Source organism: Algoriphagus sediminis (genome assembly GCF_030403435.1).
GTDB classification, from domain to species: Bacteria; Bacteroidota; Bacteroidia; order Cytophagales; family Cyclobacteriaceae; genus Algoriphagus; species Algoriphagus sediminis.
Map to the genome: position 1 here is coordinate 547,282 of NZ_JAUEPH010000003.1, position 22,473 is coordinate 569,754.

17 protein-coding genes are annotated in these 22,473 nt (G+C 42.4%); 10 read left to right on the forward strand and 7 right to left on the reverse strand.

What is annotated here, in order from left to right:
- Positions 1-6: 6 nt before the first annotated feature.
- On the forward strand, positions 7-351 hold the full coding sequence (locus QVH07_RS08785; RefSeq protein ID WP_289999793.1) for a DUF6787 family protein: 345 nt from the start codon (positions 7-9) through the stop codon (positions 349-351).
- On the opposite strand, the gene recG is transcribed toward QVH07_RS08785, so the two are convergent.
- Together recG and QVH07_RS08795 are read right to left on the reverse strand one after the other, a co-directional pair.
- Positions 329-2,422, reverse strand: coding sequence for an ATP-dependent DNA helicase RecG (recG, locus tag QVH07_RS08790; RefSeq protein ID WP_289999794.1), 2,094 nt, complete (start codon positions 2,420-2,422; stop codon positions 329-331). The genes QVH07_RS08785 and recG overlap by 23 nt on opposite strands.
- A 61-nt stretch (positions 2,423-2,483) precedes the next feature.
- Positions 2,484-3,551: a phosphotransferase enzyme family protein gene (locus QVH07_RS08795; RefSeq protein ID WP_289999795.1), complete on the reverse strand. Its 1,068-nt coding sequence runs from the start codon at positions 3,549-3,551 to the stop codon at positions 2,484-2,486.
- 230 nt (positions 3,552-3,781) lie between these two features.
- On the opposite strand from QVH07_RS08795, the gene QVH07_RS08800 reads away from it, so the two are divergent.
- Positions 3,782-5,557, forward strand: a complete 1,776-nt coding sequence (locus QVH07_RS08800) for a sodium:solute symporter family protein (protein WP_289999796.1) — start codon at positions 3,782-3,784, stop codon at positions 5,555-5,557.
- On the opposite strand, the gene gldD is transcribed toward QVH07_RS08800, so the two are convergent.
- Positions 5,554-6,129 carry a gliding motility lipoprotein GldD gene (gldD, locus tag QVH07_RS08805; protein ID WP_289999797.1) on the reverse strand — a complete coding sequence of 192 codons (576 nt, stop codon included), beginning with the start codon at positions 6,127-6,129 and terminating at the stop codon, positions 5,554-5,556. The genes QVH07_RS08800 and gldD overlap by 4 nt on opposite strands.
- Before the next feature lie 78 nt (positions 6,130-6,207).
- On the opposite strand from gldD, the gene QVH07_RS08810 reads away from it, so the two are divergent.
- Complete coding sequence (locus QVH07_RS08810; RefSeq protein WP_289999798.1) at positions 6,208-6,738, forward strand: DinB family protein; 531 nt, start codon at positions 6,208-6,210, stop codon at positions 6,736-6,738.
- A gap of 51 nt (positions 6,739-6,789) precedes the next feature.
- Here QVH07_RS08810 and QVH07_RS08815 read toward each other — a convergent pair whose 3' ends face one another.
- Genes QVH07_RS08815 through QVH07_RS08825 form a run of 3 tightly spaced genes read right to left on the reverse strand, consistent with a single transcriptional unit; the run spans position 6,790 to position 11,206 of the window.
- Complete coding sequence (locus QVH07_RS08815) at positions 6,790-7,392, reverse strand: nitroreductase family protein (protein WP_289999799.1); 603 nt, start codon at positions 7,390-7,392, stop codon at positions 6,790-6,792.
- Positions 7,393-7,442: 50 nt separating this feature from the next.
- Complete coding sequence (locus QVH07_RS08820; protein ID WP_289999800.1) at positions 7,443-8,948, reverse strand: S10 family peptidase; 1,506 nt, start codon at positions 8,946-8,948, stop codon at positions 7,443-7,445.
- 17 nt (positions 8,949-8,965) lie between these two features.
- The gene (locus QVH07_RS08825; protein ID WP_289999801.1) at positions 8,966-11,206 is read right to left on the reverse strand and encodes a TonB-dependent receptor family protein; all 2,241 of its coding nucleotides are present in this window, start codon (positions 11,204-11,206) and stop codon (positions 8,966-8,968) included.
- Positions 11,207-11,337: 131 nt separating this feature from the next.
- On the opposite strand from QVH07_RS08825, the gene QVH07_RS08830 reads away from it, so the two are divergent.
- The 5 genes from QVH07_RS08830 (at position 11,338) to QVH07_RS08850 (ending at position 18,401) form a co-directional block, all read left to right on the forward strand.
- Positions 11,338-13,368 (forward strand): alpha-L-fucosidase, encoded by a 2,031-nt coding sequence (locus QVH07_RS08830; RefSeq protein WP_289999802.1) that lies wholly within the window; start codon positions 11,338-11,340, stop codon positions 13,366-13,368.
- A gap of 3 nt (positions 13,369-13,371) precedes the next feature.
- Positions 13,372-14,703, forward strand: a complete 1,332-nt coding sequence (locus tag QVH07_RS08835) for a sulfatase family protein (protein WP_289999803.1) — start codon at positions 13,372-13,374, stop codon at positions 14,701-14,703.
- A complete protein-coding gene (locus QVH07_RS08840) occupies positions 14,645-16,075 on the forward strand; it encodes a sulfatase family protein (RefSeq protein WP_289999804.1) in 1,431 nt (476 codons plus the stop codon). Before QVH07_RS08835 ends, QVH07_RS08840 begins: the two co-directional genes overlap by 59 nt.
- Positions 16,076-16,144: 69 nt before the next feature.
- Positions 16,145-16,699: a gluconate 2-dehydrogenase subunit 3 family protein gene (locus QVH07_RS08845; RefSeq protein WP_289999805.1), complete on the forward strand. Its 555-nt coding sequence runs from the start codon at positions 16,145-16,147 to the stop codon at positions 16,697-16,699.
- The gene (locus QVH07_RS08850) at positions 16,692-18,401 is read left to right on the forward strand and encodes a GMC oxidoreductase (protein WP_289999806.1); all 1,710 of its coding nucleotides are present in this window, start codon (positions 16,692-16,694) and stop codon (positions 18,399-18,401) included. The genes QVH07_RS08845 and QVH07_RS08850 overlap by 8 nt, the downstream gene beginning before the upstream one ends.
- A 45-nt stretch (positions 18,402-18,446) precedes the next feature.
- Here QVH07_RS08850 and QVH07_RS08855 read toward each other — a convergent pair whose 3' ends face one another.
- Positions 18,447-19,616 carry an S-methyl thiohydantoin desulfurase domain-containing protein gene (locus tag QVH07_RS08855; protein WP_289999807.1) on the reverse strand — a complete coding sequence of 390 codons (1,170 nt, stop codon included), beginning with the start codon at positions 19,614-19,616 and terminating at the stop codon, positions 18,447-18,449.
- Positions 19,617-19,689: 73 nt separating this feature from the next.
- Between QVH07_RS08855 and QVH07_RS08860 the strand changes: the two genes are divergently transcribed.
- The gene (locus tag QVH07_RS08860) at positions 19,690-20,337 is read left to right on the forward strand and encodes a hypothetical protein (protein WP_289999808.1); all 648 of its coding nucleotides are present in this window, start codon (positions 19,690-19,692) and stop codon (positions 20,335-20,337) included.
- Positions 20,337-22,412 carry an adenylate/guanylate cyclase domain-containing protein gene (locus tag QVH07_RS08865; RefSeq protein ID WP_289999809.1) on the forward strand — a complete coding sequence of 692 codons (2,076 nt, stop codon included), beginning with the start codon at positions 20,337-20,339 and terminating at the stop codon, positions 22,410-22,412. The genes QVH07_RS08860 and QVH07_RS08865 overlap by 1 nt, the downstream gene beginning before the upstream one ends.
- Positions 22,413-22,473: the final 61 nt, after the last annotated feature.

The window sequence follows — 22,473 nt, forward strand, 5'->3', positions numbered from 1 at the left end:
AAACCTATGAGTGAAGAAAATCAGAAAAAGAACTATTTGCAAAAACTTCAGGAAAAGTGGAATTTGGATAGCCTGAAGCAGGTCATCATAGTACTCATTGTGTTTGCTTTTACCGGAACCACCATTCTATTTATCAAGCAGCCCGTACTAGATTTTTTTGGTGTTCAAAAAGGAGGCTTTGTAAACACAGTTTTTTACCTCTTGCTCGTATTGCCCCTATACCAAATTCTGCTTTTGTTTTATGGTTTTATTTTTGGCCAATTCAAGTTCTTCTGGGAGTGGGAGAAAAAGACTTTCCGTAGAATAGGATCCCTTTTTGGAAGAAAATCTAAGAAATCCGACTCCAATTAATTGCATGTTTTTTCTGAGTCCGGATTTGATTGAGGATAGGACGATTTTCTTCTGAACTTAGATCCGGGTCATTTCCTAAAGTTAATTCAGCCGCATCTCGGGCAAGGGTTAACAAAGGTGCATCTTTACTTAAGTCAGCAATGAGTAAGTCTGTAACACCACTTTGCTGGGTTCCCATCATATCTCCCGGACCGCGAAGTTTTAAGTCCACATCGGCGATTTCAAAGCCATCGTTTGTCCGAACCATGGTGTCCAATCGGATTCTTGAGTCTTTTGAGAGTTCATATTTACTCATCAAAACACAATAGCTTTGCTCTGCACCTCTTCCCACTCTTCCTCTCAGCTGATGCAGTTGTGACAGTCCAAAACGTTCAGCATTTTCAATAATCATCACCGAAGCATTAGGGACATTCACGCCAACCTCGATCACGGTCGTGGCAACCATTATTTTGGTTTCAGCCTTCACAAATCGCTGCATTTCGTAATCTTTGGCATCGGCCTTCATTCCCCCATGAACAATGCTCAAAGGAAACTCTGGGAAAGCCCGCGAAATACTTTCATATCCATCCATAAGATTTTTCAAATCCAGCTTTTCTGATTCATCAATGAGAGGATACACGATGTAAACCTGTCTTCCTTTTTTGATTTCCTTTTTGATAAAGCTGAAGACTAGGGAGCGATCTTTGTCGTATCGATGTACCGTTTGGATGGGTTTACGACCTGCAGGCAATTCATCGATGACTGAAATTTCAAGATCCCCATGAAGGGTCATAGCCAATGTTCTAGGTATCGGGGTGGCGGTCATCACCAAGACATGTGGCAGGAAATTTTCATTTTTTGCCCAAAGCTTTGCCCGCTGGGCCACACCAAATCTATGCTGCTCATCGACTATAGCAAGACCTAAATTTTTAAACTGAACCACATCTTCCAAAAGGGCATGGGTGCCAATCAGAATTTTCAGTTCTCCACTTAATAATTCCTCATGAATCTGACTTCGCTCACTTTTTTTACTTGAACCAGTAAGCAAAGCAATTTTAAGATTCATGAGATCAGCATATTCCTTCAGACCTTCAAAGTGCTGGTTCGCTAAAATTTCCGTGGGAGCCATAAGGCAGGATTGGGCTCCTGAGCTTATCGCGAGAAGCATACAAATAAAAGCAACCATGGTCTTCCCACTACCCACGTCCCCCTGAATCAATCGGTTCATCTGCTTACCGGATTTCATGTCTCGATAAGCTTCCCGAATCACCCTTTTTTGAGCATTTGTCAGTTCAAAGGGAATATGGTTGGCATAAAATTCATTGAGTAAGTCGGTGTTCGAAAGAATCTGACCGGGAGATTTTGCTGTTCGGGTAAGCTTCATTTTGAGTAGCCTGAGCTGTAGGAAAAAAAATTCCTCGAACTTCAATCTCTTTTTTGCCGCCTGAAGAGCCTTGCCCGAACTTGGGAAATGAATCTCCTTCAAAGCTTCTTTTTTCCCTATCAGGCCAAAACGATTCATGAGCTCCGTTGATAGGGTTTCCCTAATTTGGTTTTGGGTAAGAGCCAAAAGCTGCTCCTGAAGTCTTGAGATTCCCCTGGAATCCAGAAATCTGGCTTTCAGTTTTTCGGTAGTAGAGTAGACAGGTTGGTAACTGTTTCTTTGCTCCCGAGACTGGGAAAGTGGCTCCATCTCCGGGTGAGCAATGCTCCATTTTCTACCAAATTGGGCGGGTTTTCCGAAGAAAACGTAAACTGCGCCGATGGGTAGCTTTTTTTGAACCCATTGGATTCCTTTGAACCAGGTCATTTCCATGGAGCCTGTCTCATCCACCACCTCAGCTACCAATCTTCTTTTGCCACCAATTCCCAGAATTTCTAGCTTTTTCACCTTGGCAACCACCTGAACATTCTCAAGGTCTCTACTTAGCTGATTTATTTTCCAAAAACGGCTCCTGTCCTCGTAGCGAAATGGGTAGTGTTGGATTAAATCTCCATAGGTGAAAATAGACAGCTCTTTATTAATGAGCACAGCTCGCTGTGGGCCAACGCCTTTGAGAAATTCTATTTTCGTGTCAAAAATACCGGGCAATTGAGCTGAGGTTTATCCGAAAGGCAAATTATGTTCTTCACCTTCATCAGGCAATGGAATGTCAGTTTTTGTCAGAGCCAAGTGAGTTAAAAATTCCTTCAATCTCTTCCCTTTTTTCCTGCATGCTCCCCAAGAGCTTCATTTGATTCTTTGCGCGGTTTAAGTTTGCCAAAGGATGATGCACATGATAATACACGTTTCCTTCCAGATGATCAGTCAAAAAACGAAGGCCCATCATGAGGGTCATGTATTCCCCGGCTAGTTTTAAAGATTCTATCTCGGGCTTTGAAATGTCTTTCCCGAAACCGCTTAAATATCCTTTGAGCAAGGCCTCAAATAGGGCAACTTGCAGGTTAACCTGAGCCAAGTCTTCGCTGTTTTCATCCGCTCCAGAAGCAGCAGTACGTACTAAGTCACCAAAATCATACATAATGTAGCCCGGCATTATCGTGTCCAGATCGACCACCGCATTTACATTTTTCAGATCTTCAGAGAAAATGAGGTTATTAAGCTTGGTGTCGTTATGAGTGATCCGTAGGGGGAGTGTACGGATAGATTGGCTGTAAGTATATACAAGATTACCCTGGTTTTTGTAAAAGTCTGTGATGGGATTCAGTTCCTCCGAATGGGTACTTTGAGATAAAACATTTAGAAAACGCTCATATCTTAAATCGAGGCGATGGAAATCAGGTATGGTTTCACTCAGACTTTCTGGGTGAATAGAGTTCATGGCTGCCGCAAAGCTCCCAAAGCTCTTTGCAGCCTGAAAAGCCTGTTCCGGATTTTCTGGATAGTCTATTGATTTTCCTTCCACAAAATCAAAAAGTCTGAACAAACCTTCTTTGCTTCGATAAAGAAGTTCACCGGATTTCCTTGGGATTGGGAGGGGAACCTGAAAAGGTAATCTTTCGAACTTAGCCTCCGAATGAAGGGTTTTCTGATTTTTGGTGATTTTTTCAGGAGACTTAAATACCTCATCATTGAATTCCTGCAAGATGAACTTTTTAGCCTTGGTCTCTACCAGAAAAGTGCGATGAATATGGCCATTACCAAAAGGTTTGTACCTCATCGCCTCCAAATTCCCTATTGGGAAATGAGAAAGAACAGAATGGATTTGCTCGGAATTCATTTCCCAAATCTACGGGATGAATCTCAAAGTTAATCATTCAACTACCTCCGGAGTTTATGGATTCACTTGGATTGTGTGCTTGAACTTTACTTGATAGAAATGCCAAAACTTAATTGTATTTTTCTTTCCTTGATAAACTTTTTATGATACATTGCTAAAAATATTATAGAAGTTTTTATGCTTTTATAAAAAAAATTAATAAACCTTCTTTTCACCCCAACCTAGAAGCTATGAATGTTACCGGAATTGATTGGGCCATTATTGGGGCCTTTTTTCTTGTTTCCCTTCTGATCGGTCTTTTTACATCCAAAAAGGCAGGTTCATCCGCTAAAGAGTTCTTCCTTTCAGGTAGAAATATGCCCTGGTGGCTTTTGGGTGTTTCCATGGTTGCAACCACCTTTTCTGCTGATACTCCAAATCTTGTCACTGATATTGTCAGAAAAAATGGTGTCGCTGGGAATTGGACCTGGTGGGCTTTCCTACTTACTGGAATGCTGACTGTTTTTGTATATGCTAAGCTCTGGCGTAGATCAGAAGTGACCACGGATTTAGAGTTTTATGAATTGAGGTATTCTGGTAAAGGTGCAGCATTCTTAAGGGCATTTCGGGCCATATATCTCGGGGTATTCTTTAATGTGGTGATTATGGCTACGGTCTCGCTAGCCGCTATTAAGATAGGTGGGGTAATGCTTGGACTCTCCCCAGTGCAGACCTTGCTTATAGCCTCAGTAGTAACGGTGGTTTATAGTTCGCTTGGTGGTTTGAAAGGGGTTTTGTTGACTGATTTCTTTCAGTTCTTCATTGCGATTATTGGCTCTTTTGGAGCTGCTTATTACATCATAGACCTTCCGGAAATTGGTTCGGTAAGTAACCTTCTTTCCCATGAAATGGTAGCGGATAAACTGGATTTCTTTCCTGATTTCTCTGACCCCAATGCCTACATACCTTTCTTCCTTTTACCGATTGCTATACAGTGGTGGGCTACATGGTATCCTGGTGCTGAGCCAGGTGGTGGTGGTTACATTGCGCAGCGAATGCTTTCAGCCAAGGATGAAAAAAATGCAATGGGAGCAACCCTCTTTTTCAATATTGCGCACTATGCATTAAGGCCATGGCCATGGATACTGATAGCTTTGGCTTCATTGGTGATCTTCCCAAATATTAGTGACATGCAAGCGGCCTTCCCTGCCATTACAGAAGACAAGCTTGGGGATGATCTCGCATATTCGGCTATGCTCACCTTTTTACCCACTGGATTAATCGGAATTGTTTTGGCCTCTTTGATTGCCGCTGTGATGTCGACTTTATCTACACATCTTAATTGGGGCTCATCATATATTGTAAATGACTTTTATCTAAGATTCTTAAAGCCAGAGGCCTCTGATAAGGAATTAGTAGCGGTGGGAAGAATTTCGACTGTCACATTAATGGTTTTATCCGCTGTTTTGGCTTTAGCACTTTCGAGTGCCTTGGATGCATTTAATATTCTCCTTCAGATCGGAGCCGGCACGGGTTTGATCTTCATTCTGAGATGGTTTTGGTGGAGGATCAATGCTTATACAGAAATTTCTGCTATGGCTATTTCTTTTGTGGTTGCAATCTTTTTTGAGGCCATAAATCCAAATATTGGACTGATTGACATTCCTGAAGACCAGGCTTATTTGAAGCTTATTTACAGTGTTTCAATTACTACCGTAGGATGGCTTCTGGTCACATTCTTTACCCAGCCTGAAAAGGATGAGGTATTGTTAAGCTTTTACAAAAAAGTGAGTCCAGCTTCCTTCGGCTGGAAGAAAATCCTAGATAAATATCCAGAAATCAAACAAAATCCAGGACAGCTTCCGAAAGAAATCGGAATGATGCTTTTGGGCTCTGTGATGGTTTATACCGCGCTTTTCTCCACTGGATTCTTTATTTACAGCGAAATTCTTGGAGGAATAGTTTGCGGGTTGATCGCTTTAGCTTCAGGCTTAGTGATGCTGAAAACCTGGAAGACACTGGATTAATTTTCAAAGGTGACAGAATTCATCAAGTGAGCCATATCAATTTTGATGTATTCAATTACTGGGGCGAGTGAATCATTTTTCATCGCGGTATTGAAATACAGGGCTCCTCTCAAAAAGTGCTGAGTTGAATCTGTTACGAAGAATTGAAACTGGGTAGGAACTTCTCCCTCCAATTCAGCCACCACACCTGTGTATCCATTTGGAGTGATGGTGATGGCCTCTTCAATTCCGTAAGCCTTGATTTGATGCTTGGCGGTTAGCTTAAATGCATCCTCGGATAAGGTTCTGAAGTCTACCTCATCCCCATCGATCTCCTTATAAGTCATATGGATTTTAGCCCCAAAATCCACATAGTGAAGATTAATCCAGTTCTTCTCGGCTAGGTTAAAGGAGTCTGCTTCCACTTGGCTATATTTAGAATGTTCCAATTGATAGGGCAACTCCCTAGTTAGCTCCTGAAACTCATGTTCTGGGAGATCGATACGATTATATCCAGGCGGTTTAGGTAAGTAGTTTTCCGAGCAGGAGCTCAAAAGAATTGAGGTAAATAGGATCAAAGCTGATCTCTTCATAGAGTAAATTTAGTCGATTGGGTTTGAAATAGTCCGGAATAAGTACAACTTTAACGATAAATCAAACACCACGTTACTATGAACAAGTTCACAAAATCGTTTGGAGCATTCGTGTTCTTCATTTCATTTTTGGCTATGGGAAATCTACAAGCCCAAACCACTATGGAAGAATTCGCCACCAAGTGGAATCATGGGAAGCAATTCACCATTGATGTTTTAAATGCGATGCCTGATTCGGGAATGGATTACAAAACTGACCCTGAGGCCATGTCCTTCAAGGAACAAATACACCATATTGGATCGGCAATAGTTGGGATAAGCCAAGGGCTACTCAAAGGAGGTGAAGCCTCGGCTCCTCAGATTGATGTTGCAACTGCATCAAAGGAAGAATTAGCTGCATTTTTAGAAGAGGCATATGAATATGGGAAATCAGCTATCGTTGGTTTGAGTGAAGCCGACCGTGCGGAAGTAATCAATGCTTTTGGAAATGAATTGACCAGAAGACAGGTAATTGCCATGTTAGATGATCACTGCACTCACCATAGAGGGGCAGCTATTGCCTATCTAAGAGCAAATGGAGTGACTCCTCCAGCATTTGTAGGTTTCTAAGCAGACCTTACCAAGACCATGAATAAGGCTGGATCAATATCCAGCCTTTTTTTATTCTGTGACCCAAGCTACTTTTTCGTCTAGCGGATCTCGTTTTCCAGTCGGCCAATTATCAGAAGCTGGTTTCGCGACATAGAAAAAGCCCATCAACATATCTTCGCCCTCTAGACCAAAGTCTTCTCTGGCCTCCGGCCAAAAGGTAGGGCCGCCCGTTCCCCAATATCCAGCGAGTCCGTATGCAGAGGCAGTCAGGTACATATTCTGAACCGCCATAGCTGTAGCAGCGATTTCTTCCATTAAAGGAATATTTTCAGAACGCTTCATCAAAATGGCAATTACGTGGGAAGCTTTTTGGGGGTTGTTTAGAAACTTTTCATAGGTGGCCTCGATAAAAGGAGTTCCATTTTTCTCTGCTCGCATTTTATACATATCGGCCTGATATTGCCCAAACTTCTTAAGGCCTTCTCCAGTGTAAACGATAAACCGCCAAGGCTGAGTAAGCTTATGTGTAGGGGCCCATCGCGCATTTTCGAGCATTTCTTCGATGATGGCATCATCTATGGGGTCATTCTCCTTAAACTGTGCCACAAACATGGATCTTCGGCCACGGATTATTTTGGTTACTTCTTCTGGGTTAAAGTCTGGTTTTTGCATTCTTTTTTCTTTTCATAAATCAAAGATGGGATAATTGGTTCCCTTTCTGATTAGTTTAAAATTCCAGTTATGAATTCCCGAATATCCTCGGCCAGTGCATCAAAATCTTCTTGCCGATTATACATCATATGCCCTGCTTCATAATAGGTCATATGAATACGATCCTGAGGGAATTCATGTCGAGAAAAGGTGAATTCTGAATCGAAGAACGGAGTGATTAAGTCGTAATATCCATTTGCTACCATCACTTGAAGCTGGGTGTTTCTCCTCATAGCCTCGCTCAGATTTCGGGCAGTGCTAACATAAGATGGCTCCCAATAGCCTCCTGACGAGGGTTTCCAATCCCAACCGGACATACTTTGGGAAGAAGTGAAATAGGGTCTATCCATTTCCACTTCGAGCTCATTCATCAAATAATCATTGAAAGTAGCAGTGTAGGCTGCACTAGTCATGTAGCTACTTGGATCTCCTAAAACCGGGTTCTCTGCAACCGCTTCGGTCTCTTCATTTAAAAATCTCCCATCCAGTGTGCCTATGACTTTGCGCTCATCGCGCAAAAGCTCTTTCTTAAATCGGCCCATCAAGATCTGATTATCCGAAAGAAGAATGTAATCTTTATCTAATCCTGTGAAATAGGCTAGTTTCTCCGCGATGGCATCCTTTTGTTCCAGAGTTTGTTTTTGGGCTAGGAACAAAGACTCAAGATATTCTCCATAAGCGAATTCTCTAGCCTCTTGAGCAAATTCCTCTATGGTTTTACCTTGTCCCGCTTTGCCATGATACCAGGCAGTGACCGCCTGAGATGGTAGGTAAGTGAATAGTGAGGTCAGGTTATCCTTTGTGGAAGTGGATCCTGCGTAGTCCAAAGCCTGAGAAATCAAAACCAATCCATTCAATGCCATAGTTTGACCACCGCCTTGCAATATCTCGGTGATGAGTGCGGCTCTGGTAGTACCAAAGCTTTCTCCGGCGATAAACTTCGGCGCTTGCCAGCGATTATGCTTGGTTACCCATGTTCTCATGAATTGTGCAATTGAATTGGCATCCGCTTTCAAACCCCAAAAGTCTTCACCTTCCCCTTTGCCTTCCAGTTGGCTGAATCCAGTTCCGATTGGATCCACAAAAACCAGGTCTACCAAGTCAATTAGGAAGTCAGAATTATCCACCAATTCGTATGGTGCAGCACCATCATCTTCATCAGCATCGCTATCCACTTTGACCACTTTAGGTCCAAAAAAGCCCATATGCAACCAAACTGATGCAGAACCAGGACCACCATTGAAAATGAACATCACCGGGCGAGGCTCATCATTTGGAATTCCAGTTTTTAAATAAGAAGTACTCCACATCGAGCCGATGACTTCTCCCTCAGAATCCTTGATGAATGTTTCTCCCACGATGGCATCGTAGGTAAGGAGCCTTCCCCCAAAAGTTCCTTGATGACTAGTCTTGAATTCTTTTGGCTCTCTGGGCTCCCAAGCCTTTTCCTCCTCTTGAGCGAAAGAGATGGTGCTGAAGAGTGTCATCACTAAAACCATACTGATAATTCGTCTCATAGTTCTTGGTTAAAAGTCTAATAATTAAAACCTAGCTTAATGCCTCCATACCAGTTTCTGGCTGGGGAAGGCTGATAAAATCTTCCTCCAAATGGATTGAGGTCATTCCCAAGGGAATACACTTCATCCAGTAAATTGTCTATTCCTGTAAATATCTCCAAATCCCATTTTCTTCCAAGATTACCAGCCCAGCCAATTCTCAGGTTCATCAGATTAAATGGATCCTGATAAACTGAATTAGCATCGTTTAAAGGTATTTCAGAGACGTACTGATGAGTTAGATTTAAATAAATCCCAGGAGATGTACGCAGGTCGAATCTGCTGACCAAAGTGGTTTGAGGAACTCCCGTAAGATCATTTCCTGAAAAATCGTTCTCTCTTTTTTGATAATCTACGAAAGTGAAAAACTGACCTGTGTAAGCCGTTCCAAGGCTTAGGTTTCTAATCGCTGCCGAACCATTTCGAATAAAGTCATAATCTATGGCCGCTTCGATTCCTTTCTGGTCCGTCGCCCCGGCATTTTGGAAAAGAACTACGCCTTGCTCATTGGTAAAGGTGGTGATGGTCTCATCCAACTTGAAAAAGTAAGCCGTAAAGTCAATGTTCAGTTTTTCTTTCCCATGGCGGAATCCGATCTCGTAGTTTTGACCTCGCTCGGCTTCTAAATCAAGATTCAAACTCCCTTCATTGGTTCGGACTTCGTCGATGGTTGGAGGTGAAAAGCCACTACTTATACTTCCATACATCGCGGTGAATTCAGAGATTCTATAGTTCAGAGCTACTCTTGGAATCAGGATAGGATCGAAAGTTCTTTTTTGAATTCCGGTAGCTCCTCCTGATGCATCTACTTGCCTATCTATTTCAAAACTTGAGAAGTTTTCACTTAGACCTAGTGTAAAAAGGAACTTCTCGGATAAATTCCATTCCAATTGCTGGAAGAGAAATGCCTGGCTTGCTCTGAGCTTATCAGCAAAGCGGATGGTGTCAGCCACACCATTCACATTTCCAAAATTTTGAGCATCGGTAACACTTCCCTGAGCTTCTGCCCCGAGGACAATTCTCATGGGTTTTTTGAGAAGATTTCCATTTAATTCAAAGCTCGTTCTACCGCCATACCCGAAGCTTAATTCCTTTTTATAATCCAGAATAAATGGATTTTCAAACTCGGTTGTCATGAGGTAAAGAGCTGTTGTATTTTTAGTATTTGTTGAGAACGTATAGGACTGGGCCAGGGAGCCAAAAATCGTTTGTTGGTCGATAGAGCTATTCTGGTTTTCAGAGCCAGGTCTGGCCTGAGTCGGATCTTCATTGAGCTGATCTTCATTTAGTCCTCCCGGAATCTCATATTGAAGGTCTGATACCAAAAGCTGGGTTCTGATTTCCTGTTTTTCAGATGGATTAAAGCTCCCGGATAGCTGAAATACTTTACGGTCCATGGCAGAATGATCACGATAGCCATCAGATTTTTGGCTTACAAATGAAGCTTCCAGAGCTCCTGAACCAATTTTTTGAGCTAGGCCCAGTCGATATTTTACCAAGCCAAAGTCACCTAAAAGCAAATCGGAGCTAACTCGATTTCCACTTACTTGAGCAGGGCTACTCAAATTAATGACTCCACCATTTCCTGCACCATAGACACTTCCTGAAGGACCTTTAATGACTTCTCCGGTTCGGATATTGGTAAGGTCCAGAAGGTTCAGAGGAGTGGTTCCATCCGGTGCGGTAAATGGAACCTCATTCCAATACACTTTTACATTTCTCACCCCAAAAGGAGCTCTGAGCGAACTGCCGCGTATTGAAACCCTATAACTGGCTGGTGCACGCTCTTCGATTCGTACCCCCGGCTTTGTATTAAAAGAATTGACAAGGGAGGTTTCATTGAAGCGATTAAAGTCAGCTTCCCGAACCACGGCAATTGCCGCGGATTGCTCCAGCAGAGGTCTTTGGGATTCAAAAGCAGTAACGGTAACCTGGGATAGGTCGATCGCAAGCTTTTTTAAGAAGACTACATTTTCTCCGGGTGAAAGTCTGACTCGGAGTGTCTGGTAGCCTTCTTTGGATACGATAAAGGTTTCAGACTTTAGAGAATTAAAGGTCACTTGACCTGATTCATCACTTAATTCTGTTTTGCCATCTACACTTTCAAAGATGACATCCTGAATCGGAATCTGACTTTCCTGATCCAAGACTTTGATGGTAATTTGCCCGTAGCAGACTAGGCTGATGAAAAGGAGCAGAAGGGTGAAAATTCTACGCATGGTGAAATTTAATGTATTTTTTGGAAGAGCTTTTACCTGAAAAGACCAATGGTCAGGTAAGGTGATGGACCAGCAAAATATCCTTTCTATTTCCACATAGAATCCGTAATATTCCTGTCTACCAACCAGCCATGAAAAAGTATTTTTATTCCGTTATCCTTTTGGGTTTCTGGGCTTGCCAGCCGAAAGTTGCTCCCCCTGAGCCGGTGTTGCCCATCCCGGATGAAAGACAGATTCTTTGGCAAGAGCTAGAGTATTATGGATTCATTCATTTCAATATGAATACATTCTCGGATCGGGAATGGGGGTTTGGAGATGAATCCCCTGAGCAGTTTAATCCTACGGAATTGGATGCCAGACAATGGGCGAAAGTGGCCTCAGAAGCGGGAATGAAAGGCTTGATTTTGACGGCAAAGCATCATGATGGTTTTGTACTTTGGCCATCGGCCTACACTGAGCACTCAGTAAAAAATAGCCCCTGGAGAAATGGAGAGGGCGATTTGATTCAAGAATTTGTTGATGCCTGTAGAGAATTTGGGCTGAAGCCCGGAATCTATTATTCCCCATGGGATAGAAACCATCCTGACTATGGCAAGCCTGAGTACATTACTTACATGCGAAATCAGCTGACTGAGCTACTCAGTAACTACGGGGAGATTTTTGAGGTTTGGTTTGATGGAGCGAATGGCGGAGATGGTTGGTATGGCGGTGCCAATGAAACCCTAAGAGTGGATAAGCTGACCTATTACGATTGGCCGAATACGCATGCTTTGGTTCGGGAACTCCAACCCAATGCAGTTTTATTCAGTGATGCCGGTCCGGATGTTCGTTGGGTGGGAAATGAAAGTGGCTTTGCTTATGAAACCACCTGGTCGAATTTATTTCGAGATTCGGTTTATGCTGGGATGCCGGAGTATGCTCAGGAATGGTCGGATGGACAGGAGAATGGCTCGCATTGGGTTCCAGCTGAAACAAACGTCTCCACGAGACCAGGCTGGTACTATCATACTTATGAAGATCATAAGGTGAAAACCCTCGATCAGTTGGTGGGTATTTATTATGAAAGTATCGGTCGAAATACTTCGCTTTTGATCAATTTTCCCGTGGATACCAGAGGTTTGATTCATGAGCAAGATGAGGAGGCAGTTTTGGCTTTAGCCACAAAAATAGAAGAGGACTTCGCGTATAATTTGCTTGGTGCATCTGAGATCAAGGCCTCAAGTGAAAGGGGAAAATCCTATGAAACAGATAATTTGATTGACCAGGATTATGAATCCTACTGGACAGTTCCTGATAATTCATCAGACTGGGAATTGACTTTTGATTTTGGAAAGGAAACTACCTTTAATCGACTTTTAATTCAGGAATACACTCCGCTGGGGCAAAGAGTTAAGTCATTTGTACTAGAAAAAGAATTGGATAATGGCTGGGAGCCAATCGCAGATGGGACTACTGTGGGCTACAAGAGAATTCTGAGATTTCCCGAGCAAAGAGCAGAGCGGATTCGGCTTCGATTCTTAGATGCCAAAGCTATTCCGGTTATCTCAGAAATAGGAATTTACGATGCTCCTGCGCTTTTGATCCCTCCAAAAATATCAAGGGAAAAGAGCGGAATAGTTACGCTTACCTCTCCTGATGAAGATCTGGAGCTTTACTATTCCCTTGGTGCTGATGGAGACGAAATTCCTTATTCTCAGCCTTTTCAGATTGATGAAGCGGTGAGTTTGACGACTTTTTCGAAGGACCCTGGAAGTGGAGAAACCAGCCAGAAGTCTGTAGTGACTTTGGGAAAGAGTAAGGCTTTATGGGAAAGTGCGGATGAAAAAATCATAGACGAGAACCCTCAGACCTACTGGACAAGTGAAAATAATTCAATTGAGATTAATCTGGGAGAGGAGTTGGATATTTCAGGGTTTACCTATTATCCCATGCAAGCCCGATATCCCAGTGGATTTATCAGCAAGTATGAATTTCAGGTGAGTCGAGATGGGAAGCTTTGGAAGAAAGTATCCGAAGGTGAGTTTTCAAATATCCAAAATAATCCTGTGCAGCAAGAGATAAGGTTTGATGTGGAAAAAGCCAGGTTTATCAGGCTCACGGCCATCCAAACTGTGGATAACCAAGCAGCGACCTTTGCAGAGGTTGGAATCATTACGCCCTAAACTATGAGAAAAGTACTTTTTTTGATTGGCCTTATGGCCCTGAGCGAACTTAGCTTTGCCCAGCAAAAACCCAACATCATCATCCTCTTCGCTGATGACATGGGTTATGGTGATGTGGGAGTGAATGGCCATCCCACCATCCAGACACCAAACCTCGATCAAATGGCGATGGAGGGAATTCGCTTCACCAATTTCTATTCCACATCGCCTGCCTGTACCGCCAGTCGATATGGCCTTTTGACTGGTAGATATCCAGAACGCTCCGGATTCGGATGGGTTTTAAACCCGGATTCTCCCAGAGGAATCCATCCCATGGAGTATACTCTTGCAGAATTTCTGAAGGATGAGGACTACAATACGGCCATGTATGGGAAGTGGCATTTGGGAACGACCAAAAGAGAATATCTGCCTCTGCAAAACGGCTTTGATGAGTACATCGGTCTGCCTTATAGCAATGATATGATTCCTCCAAAGTGGCCGGATATTCCATTGCTATCAGGGAATGATACGCTGGAGCTGAATCCTGATCAGACCAAACTCACCCAGCTTTACACCGAAAAGGCCATAGATTTCATCAAAAAGAATGAGGACAATCCTTTCTTCATTTATCTTCCCTATGCCATGCCGCATGTGCCGCTTTATCCCGGGGAAAGGTTTCAGGGTAAATCCAGACGTGGACTTTATGGTGATGTAATTGAGGAGATTGATTGGTCCGTCGGACAAATTTTGGATTACCTAAGAGAAAATGGATTGGCGGAAAATACAATGGTTTGGTTCACCTCGGACAACGGGCCTTGGATAATCAAGGATGAATTGGGAGGATCTGCCGGTCTTTTTAGAGATGGAAAAGGTTCCACCTGGGAAGGGGGTCAAAGGGAACCTGCATTTTTTTGGTGGCCTGGGGAAATAGATGGAGGCGATGTTTACATGGAAATTGCCTCGACCAAAGACATTTTCCCAACAGTTGCCGGGATACTTGACAAGGAACTCCCAAATGATAGAATCATAGATGGAATAGACCTTTCTGAGTTTTCACTTTTAAAAGAGCAAGAGGAGCGGACCTTCTTTTATTATGGATTTGACAATACTGTTTTTGCCGTGAGGCATGGAAGATGGAAACTGCATATTCGTACAAATTCCCAAACCGGAAAAACCTATTTCGATGATCCTTTACCGTTGCTTTTTGATGTAGAAACAGATCCTTCTGAGCAGTATAATTTAGCCGCTGAGCAACCAGAAATTGTCAGACAATTACAAATCCTAATCCAAGCACACAATGAAGAATCCGCGGAGAATCCTGACTTTTTTACCCTTGAAGAAGGAAATGAAAAGTAAACTGATATTGGCCTCAGCGTTTCTGCTCATTCTAGTTTCATGTGCTAAGCGGGAGGCTGAAGTTCCGAATCCTTCCAAGCCAAATATCCTGGTGATTCTAACCGATGATCAAGGTACGCTGGATCTAAATAGTTACGGAAGCACCGACATTGAAACTCCAAATCTGGACAGGCTTGCCGCGGCCGGCGTTCGGTTTACGCAGTTTTATTCCGTCGCTCCTGTCTGTTCGCCTTCAAGAGCAGGACTTCTTACAGGGAAGTATAATTACAATGCAGGGCTTTTTGGAAATGTGGATACTCCAAACAACGACCCAGAAGGTAAAACCGGCATGCCTACGGAGCAAGTGACCATGGCCGAAGTATTTAAGCCGGCTGGCTATAGAACGGCCTTGATCGGGAAATGGCATTTGGGACATACCCCTGAAAAACTTCCGAATGGACAGGGGTTTGATTATTTCTTCGGACATCAAAGAGGGTGCATAGATAACTATTCTCACTTCTTTTTTTGGAATGGTCCAAATCTTCATGATCTCTACCAAAACGAAACTGAAGTCTACCGGGAAGGGGAGTTTTTTGGGGACTTGATGGTGGAGGAATTAGTGAATTTTACCCAGCCCAAAGGCGATCCTTTTTTTGTGTATTGGGCGATTAATATGCCCCATTATCCTTATCAGGGGCGTGAAAGCTGGCTAAAAAATTATGCCAATTTGCCTAGCCCAAGGAAAGAGTATGCTGCTTTTATTTCTACCATGGATGAGCTGGTGGGTAATGTTTTGGATCATCTGCAAGCCACGGGGCAGATTGATAATACGATCATTGTTTTCCAGTCTGACCACGGTCACAGTGTGGAATCTCGGGCTTATTTTGGCGGAGGAAATCCAGGCCCATTTAATGGAGCCAAGTTTAGCATGCTGGAGGGTGGAATCCGGGTTCCGGCGATTATATCCTGGACTGATGGTGATATTCCAAAAGGTGAGGTAAGAAACCAATGGGCCGGGGCAGTGGATTGGCTTCCCACGCTTGCTGATCTGGCAGGGGTGGACCTTCCAGATGGTGAAATTTTGGATGGGTTTAGCCTGAGGGACGTGATCTATTCCAATGCAGATTCACCACATGAAACCATGTTTTGGGCTACTGGAAATCCTGAAGTCAAAACAAATTCCTGGGCCGTTAGAAAAGGTGATTGGAAGCTTCTGGGGAATCCATTTGATCCTAGGAATGAATTGGAGTTTTTGGAATCAGATTCTCTTTATTTAGTGAATTTGAAGCAGGACAGCACAGAAAGTCAAAATCTGGCAAGTATGCATCCTGAGGTACTTTCCGAGCTAAAGGCTATTCATAACAATTGGCGTAAAGAAATTTTGAGCCAATAGTCAGTTTTGGGTGGTTTTTCGGCTGGGATTTACTTAGTTTATATGCCTAATTACCCAAAATAATTATCTATGAATAGAAGAATTGCCCTTAAACATCTCGCGATGGTCACCGGAGGCATAGCTTTGATCCCTTCCTGTGACTTCAGCTCTGATGATATTATTGCCGCTTACGAGAAACTACAGATAAAAGCCTCCGAAAAAGATCTGCTTGGTGCCATTTCAAACACCATCATTCCCGCAGGGGAGATAAAAGGCGCACTTGATATCGAGGTGCCGGATTTCATTTTGGTGATGGTGAATGACTGTGTGAAGTCTGAAGATCAAAACAGATTTATGGCGGGGCTAAGAGCTTTTCCGGAATTTGTAAAAACCAAAGCTGGAAGCGGCTTCTCAAGTTTAAGCGACAACGGAAGAGAAGAAATCATTAAGGAAGGACTGGCAGCGGAGACTGAAGAATCCGCCAACATCAAATACTTCCTTCAAATGGCCAAACGATTTACCATCCAAGGTTACATGGCCTCCGAGTATATACAAACCGAAGTCATTCCTTATTCCTTGATTCCAGGTGAATACAATGGAGCTGTTTTGATTTCAGATATCAATAAACCAAGGATTAATGGCTAATCTAAACCTAAAGAATAAGCAAGATCGAACTTACGAAGCGATCGTGGTAGGATCAGGTATTTCCGGGGCCTGGGCGGCCAAAGAACTTTGTGATCTGGGGGTGAAAACCCTGATGATCGAGCGGGGAAGAAATGTGGAACATAACAAGGACTACCCTACCACAAATATGCTTCCTTACCAGTTTGAGCATAGAAACCAGCTCACAGAAGACATAAAAAAAGAAAATCCGGTCATCAGTAAATGCTATGCGTTTCGGGAAGATGCCATGCATTTTTTCGTAAAAGATAAAGAGCATCCCTATGTTCAGGAAAAACCTTTTGATTGGATTCGTGGCTATCAGGTGGGTGGTAAGTCATTGCTTTGGGCGAGACACGTTCAGCGCTGGTCCAAGTATGATTTTGAGGGGCCAGCCAGAGATGGCTTTGCAGTGGAATGGCCTATCACTTACGACGAGATCGCTCCCTGGTATAGTCATGTGGAGAAATTTGCCGGGGTAGCCGGCAACAAAGACGGATTACCTAATCTGCCAGATGGTGAATTTCTTCCAGCTTTCAAACTGAACATAGTCGAAAAACATTTCCAGGAAAGCCTGAAAAAGAACTATGGCAATGACCGCCACATGATTGCGGCCAGAATGGCTCATATCAATGGTAATCCTGAGAAGTTTGTGGAACAGGGTCGTACACTTTGCCAAAGCAGGAATCTTTGCCAAAGAGGATGTCCATTTGGGGGATATTTCAGTAGTAATTCTTCTACAATTCCGTGGGCGCTGAAAACAGGTAATCTCACATTGAGGCCTATGGCAGTAGTGCACTCCGTGATTTATGATGAGGAAAAAGGTAAAGCTACCGGTGTCAGAATCATCGATGCAGAAACTAAGGAAATGGAGGAGTTTTATGCTCCAGTGATTTTCTTAAATGCAGCCGCTTTGAACACTAATGCGATTCTCTTAAACTCTAAATCTGATCGCTTCCCTGAAGGCTTGGGAAATGATAACGGATTGCTAGGCAAGTACATTGCTTTCCATAATTATCGGGCAAGAGTATCAGCTGAATACGAAGGTCTATCCGAGTACACCACGTCGGGTGGCAGACCAACTAGTGGTTATTTCCCAAGATTTAGAAATGTGTACAAGCAAGAGACCGATTTCCTCAGAGGGTATGCGGCTGGTTTTGGAGCGAATAGAGGTTCAAGTCCGGACACTGATGCCATAGGAATGGAGCTTAAAAACAATCTTCTCAATCCAGATCAGTATGGTCCATGGAGAATAGGTTCTCATATGATGGGAGAGACTATCCCAAAAGAGACAAACTATGTGAAATTGGACCCCGAGTTGACCGATGATTTTGGAATCCCACAGCTGCGAGTTTCTGTGGATTATGATGAGAATGATGAGAAAATGACCAGGGATTATATCGAACAGATGTCAGATATGTTTGAAAAGGCTGGATTCACTAATATTCGGTCCAGTGATAGTAAACAAGCTCCCGGTTTAGACATTCATGAAATGGGAGGCGTGCGCATGGGCAAAGACCCAAAAACCTCACTTTTGAATAAGCATCATCAGCTTCACGCAGTTCCAAATGTATATGTGACGGATGGGGCATGTATGACCTCTACCTCTACTCAAAATCCATCACTGACCTATATGGCTTTTGCAGCGAGGGCTGCGCATCATGCGGTGGAAGAAAGTAAGAATTAAGTTTTTAGAAAGAAGGCTCGAAAAATTAAATTTGGGCCTTCTTTTTTAGTAAACATTTGACTTTATTTTTTTTAATAAATCGTGAAGCAAATCTCCAAGTCCAATGAGGTCAGTAGCTTTTACATCCATAGAACCGGCATAACCCATTTTATTGATGATGCTCTGAAAGCCTTTAATTATTCTTTCGGATTTCATGACTTCAGGAGCTTGAACTCGAATGATAAATAGTTCATCCGCGCTCGATATTTCACCATTAGTGATCACTCTAAATTCTCGGGTAATCACACATATGAGATCAGGAGCAATGGCTAGCGGAGAAGTATCTTGGGTAGAAAAAACAATGAGGTTTTCATTTTGATTCAGTATGGTATAGAATAATCCGGCTTTTTCACTATCTGCAATTACTATTTTTCCATGGTCAAAGCCCCCTCCTACATTATCCAATGTATTTAATACCTTACCTTTTCCGATCAGCTGGGCTTTTAGTTTATTTACTTCTGCAAGAGATCCTTGATCAGGAATAGATAGTTTTTGTAAACTCTGAATAACCTTACCCATCGCTATGCTCAGACTTATAGTTCCAGGTATCATGGTTTGTATAAGTTTGGAGATGGGGTTGGAAAACATCGCGAGGCTGGCGGAATTACCAAAATCTGGTATGCTTATTATTGGTCTAAGCATTTCATCGAGCTTTGCTGATGAATCACAAATCAAGGTGACCGATTTATTCTGGTCATTGGTAATCACTGCCGGAGAGACAGACAAGTCTCCATTTGCCCAGGTTGTGAGCTCTATCTGAGGTACGGCCCGTCTGGCCCCATCACCATCTAAAACCACCACTTTTGGATTTGCTGCGGCAAGTACAAATGGAACCATTGTACTTTCTGGCCCTAACTCCACTGGTAATACAGCAAGGGTTTCAACTTGTGTATAATTCTTTTGATAGGTAGCAAGACTTTCGAAAGCTGCAGAAATTGCGATATCTTGTCTACTCTCGATTGCTGAGACAGCTCCAATGTCGCAAATGACCATGCCCAATGAGTTCTGGTCTAGGTTGTCGTCCTTGGTTACCAAGGAAATGGAGAGGTCAGGTTTTTCACTTTTCAGCTTGCTAAGAAAATCATAACCGGTTTTGGTCATTCCACCACCTCCACTTCCCAAAAATGCCGTGCCTAGGATTATCTGCTCTAGTTCAGTGAAACCAATCTTTTTCATACCGTTCCATTTAGGATATTAATGAGTATATTATTTCGAATTAAATCTGTTCTAACTTAACATAATTTTTCAAATGGACTGGAGTGTAAAATATGATGAAATCAAAAATGATCTTAAAACCGGTGATGTGGTTTTGATGCATGGGGATTTTCCTATGAGCAAAATGATTCAATTTCTTGAAGGGAGTAAATGGACTCACTCAGGTATGATTATTCTTGCTGAGGATATAGGGAAAAAAGGTCTATGGCCAGATGTTCTTTTTTGGGAATCAAACAGCTTAACTAACCTTCCTGATTTGATTACTGGTAAAAATAAAACGGGACCGATGTTAGTACCCTTCCAAGAAAGGCTTCAGACAAATATGAATAATTACTACGACAGTATTTTTGCCACCCGGCCAAATAATACCCCGATGGATGCTGAGTCTTATAAAAAAATGTGGCAATTCATGCCTTCTGTTTCCAGTGCCGTTTTTCCGACCGATCTTAAGATGTGGAAGGAAAACTACGAGGGAAGACATAGTGGAAAGTTTACAGGTACTGCGCAGATTTTTTGTAGCGAGTTACTGACCATGACCTATCAAGCTATGGGTATAATGTCTGAGAATTGGGTGCCAAATGCAGTCAGACCAAAGGATTACTCAGCTGAAGGAAACATTTCATTTCTTAAAAGAGGAGCTTTACTACCTGAAATTTATATTAGCATTGCAAAAAATAATTAATGAAGCGTAACCAGCTTTTTTCTGGTTTCTTATTGATATTCCTGAGTCTTCTTGCTCATTTTACCGTTTTTGGCCGGTCCAATTTTTCTGCAAGGTCTGGAGTGTTGAAAGCCGAACCTTCTGAATCAGGTAAATTATCTGCGTTTCCTCTTTCAGGAGAATGGGAATTTTTTTTTCAGAAGTTTGCCACAGAAATCTCTCCTCAAGACGAAGGACAAATTCTGAATGTACCAGGAGACTGGCATGAAGTCTCCGATTTCGGGCCTAATTATACTGAAGGATTTGGTACCTACAGGTTGAGGATTTCAGGTCTTAGAAATGGTCAAATCTACGGATTGAAAATCCCTACCATCCATAGCGCTCACCGTATAATTCTTGACGGGACTTTGATGGGAGGGTTGGGTGAAATAGGGCGTACTAGAGATGAGGTGGTTCCAGAAGTAGGAGGTCAAGTCCTGTACTTCACTGCTGAAGCAGCAGAAATCATTTTATTGATTGAGGTGTCTAATTTCCATTATTTCCAATCTGGGATATGGTCGCCTATTTTCTTGGGAGATGAAATGTCCATTCTTCGGATGGATAGGACAGACCGAATGTATTCCTTTTTGTTAGTAGGGGCTCTATTGATAATGGGTATTTACCATTTGTTTCTGGTTTTTATTCAAAAGAGATTTAAAGAAAGTTTATTCTTCGGTGCAGCTTGTATTTTCTTAGCTGTACGTGAACTCGCAGGTCCAGATGCTATACTCCTAGATATTTGGCCCAGTTTAAGCCATAGTTTCATTTTGAGGCTTGTTTTTCTCTGCTTGGGACTTGCCTTTATGTTTCAAACACTTTTTGTTTTCAAATTATTCCTAGAGAATAAGAAATCTTGGGTTTTTAAGAGTCCCATAATCGTAACTGTTGTTTTCATCTTGGGGATTCTGGTTTTAGACACGAGGACCGGTTCAGTTTTCTTTAATTATTTCACATTGATTTTGGCTCCTCCCTTTCTACTCTTTTGCATTTATTTGGTCATCAAAGCTGTAGTCAAAAAGAGAGAAGGAGCTTTTATTTTTCTTTCGGGTCTTGTTTTTTTCTACACAGCAGCGACTTACGATTTTATCTGGGCTTTCAGAGATGCAGGAAGTGGAAGCTCAAATTACCTCCTTCCTTATGGATTCTTTTTCTTGATCCTGAGTCAATCTGTTTTACTCGCTATTCGATTCAATAAGGCATTTATAAATGAGGCGAAACTTTCGAATAGGCTTAAGCTTACTAATGAATCATTTAGGAGGTTTGTGCCTCAAGCATTCCTTAAACTTCTCGGTAAAGAGGATATTATTGATGTAAAACTAGGAGATTCCATTTCCAGGGACATGACCGTACTCTTTGCCGATGTGAGAGACTTCACTTCTCTTTCTGAAGGTCTTTCAAGTAAGGAGACTTTTGAATTCATCAATAGATTATTGAAACGGACTGATCCCATTATTTCTAAAAATGGCGGGTTTATCGATAAGTACATTGGAGACGCTGTAATGGCTTTGTTTGAAGAATCACCAGATGATGCCTTAAAGGCTGCCATAGAGCTTCAGAAGCAAATAGATGAAGCCAACAAATCCTCCGGATTGAATATAGGCCTGGGGATAGGGGTTCATTTCGGAAATCTGATTTTAGGCACTGTGGGTAGCGACCAAAGAATGGATGGCACGGTGATTTCGGATGCCGTAAATACTGCAAGCCGGATAGAAGAGTTGACGAAAACCTATAATGTCAGGATCCTGATTAGTGATGACTGTAAAATAATGTTGAATAATCCGGATGAATTCAAATTCCGAAAAATTGATGAGGTAAACCTTAGAGGGAGAAAAGCACTTACCAAACTTTATGAAGTGATTTTTTCTGAGTCAAAAAATCAGGAAGAATTTCTGGGTCTTTATGAAAAAGCTTGGAGCTTTTACCGACAGGTAAATGTAGTTCCTGCCAAGGAGCTTTTTGAAAAATGCCTAGATTTCGAACCAGAAGATGGACCGAGCAAATACTTTTTAAGGAAAATAAAAGAATACAATAAGGCACGTCCTCGTCAATTTGAATAGATTTTGGCTAAACTTGGAATTTTGGGCTAAGTTTTTGTTAGGAAGGTTGGATAAAAAAAGG